Genomic DNA, 1,836 nt, shown 5'->3' on the forward strand with positions numbered 1-1,836 from the left:
TGGCGCCTGCCAGCACCAGCAGCAACCCGGCAAACGTCACCGAGCCGTCGGTAATAAACACAATGCTCATCAATCCGCTGCACGCCAGCACAAAGCCAGCGATCTGATAGCGGCTGAGCTGTTCTTTAAACACATAACTGCCGAGCAGCAGAGTGAAAAAGGCACTGAACTGCAGCACCAGCGAGGCGATCCCCGCCGACAGCCCGGTTTTTATCCCCAGATTGACCAGGCCCCACAAGCCAATGCCGAACACCAGTCCGTAGCCAATAAGGTAGCGCCACGGGACGTCAGGTTTTTTAATAAAGAAGAGCGCCGGGATGGCACACAGCGTAAAACGCAGCCCTGCCAGAATAAATGGATCGATGGCGTGCAACCCTAATTTAATCACCGAAAAATTAATGCCCCAGATGGCGGTAATACCTATGGCCAGCAGCAGGTGTAATAATTTCATGATTGACGTGTTCCATACCAGAGAATAAGTGCGCAGGCACTGACCAGTGCCCCGCCGCCGCACACGGCATACCATCCCCAGTGCGCATAGAGTTGGGTGGCAGCAATAGCGCCCAGCGCGCTGCCTGTCGCATAAAAACACATATAGGCACCGATAAGCCGGCTGGTGATAGCGGGTTTGCCGGAAATCAGCATGCTCTGGTTGATGACATGCACCGTCTGCACGGCGAAATCCAGCATGATCACGCCAATAACCAGCAAGAATAAAGAGGCCTGCGCGAAGGCGATGGGGAGCCACGAGAGCGTTAATAAAGCCAGTGCGCATCCGCTGGCGCGCTGCCCGGTTCCCCGGTCAGCCCAGGCGCCACTTCTGGAAGCCGCCAGCGCTCCGGCTATTCCAGCCAGACCAAACAGCCCTGTTTGCGTATGGGAAAGCGACATGGCCGTGAGCGGCAAAACCATGGAACTCCACAACATGCTGAACGCGGCAAAAATCAGCAGAGCCAGCGCGCCACGCTGACGCAACAAAGGCTCGGTGACAAAAAGACGCGGGACAGACCCCAGCAACCCGGCCACGGAAGTGGCTGTGTTCTGCGGACCGGCAGAAGGTATCACTTTCATCAGCAGCACGGTAATCAGCAGCATCAGCGCCGATGAGGTCATATACACCGCCCGCCAGCCGGCGATATCGGCGATGATGCCAGAGACCAGCCGCGCCAGCAGTATTCCCATGACGATGCCACTGGTGACGCTGCCTACCACCTTGCCACGCTGAGCCGGTGCCGACAGGATAGCGGCCCACGCCACCACGGTTTGCGTCACCACCGCCATCAAACCCACCAGCAGCATCGCCACCAGCAGCGGCAGAAAACTCTCTGCTAACGCCGCCGCGATCAGGGCCAGCACCGACAGCAGCAGGTGCGTGACCACCAGCTTTTTGCGATCAACGCGATCGCCGAGCGGCACCAGCAAGAACAATCCTATGGCATAACCCGCCTGCGTTGCCGTGATGACCAGGCCTATGGTGCCGGGCGAAACCTGCAGCGTTGCGGATATGGATTCCAGCAATGGCTGGGCAGAATAGACATTGCCGACAGCCAGCGCGCAGGTCAGTGAGAACAGAAAAATGATGTGAGGCGACAGCACTGAGGTCGTCGCTGGCGAAAGAGGCGCCTCAGAGGTTGCAGGGGTATCACTGGTGCAAGTCATGTTGCATCCTTATGTGGTTTTTATTTGAAACCGATTTATTCTATAAGTATCAGCGGTGGTTTTTTTTTGCAACTTGTTTTGCTGAAGGCTAAGCTGCCGTCAGTAAATCAGCAGAGTGAGAGAGAAGATGGCCAAACAGGAAGCGCTCAGAACCAGCGAATGCCCGGTCGCCCGGAC

2 protein-coding genes are annotated in these 1,836 nt (G+C 56.9%); both read right to left on the reverse strand.

Going from position 1 to position 1,836, the window contains the following annotated elements:
- A partial coding sequence (locus FT726_RS27715) for an EamA family transporter (protein WP_346303824.1) occupies nt 1-451 on the reverse strand: 451 nt, incomplete at its 3' end.
- Nucleotides 448-1,659, reverse strand: a complete 1,212-nt coding sequence (locus FT726_RS27720; RefSeq protein ID WP_275029589.1) for an MFS transporter — start codon at nt 1,657-1,659, stop codon at nt 448-450. The genes FT726_RS27715 and FT726_RS27720, both read right to left, overlap by 4 nt.
- Nucleotides 1,660-1,836: the final 177 nt, after the last annotated feature.

The sequence above is a fragment of the Pantoea sp. Morm genome, assembly GCF_016643525.1.
In the GTDB taxonomy this organism is placed as follows: domain Bacteria; phylum Pseudomonadota; class Gammaproteobacteria; order Enterobacterales; family Enterobacteriaceae; genus Pantoea; species Pantoea dispersa.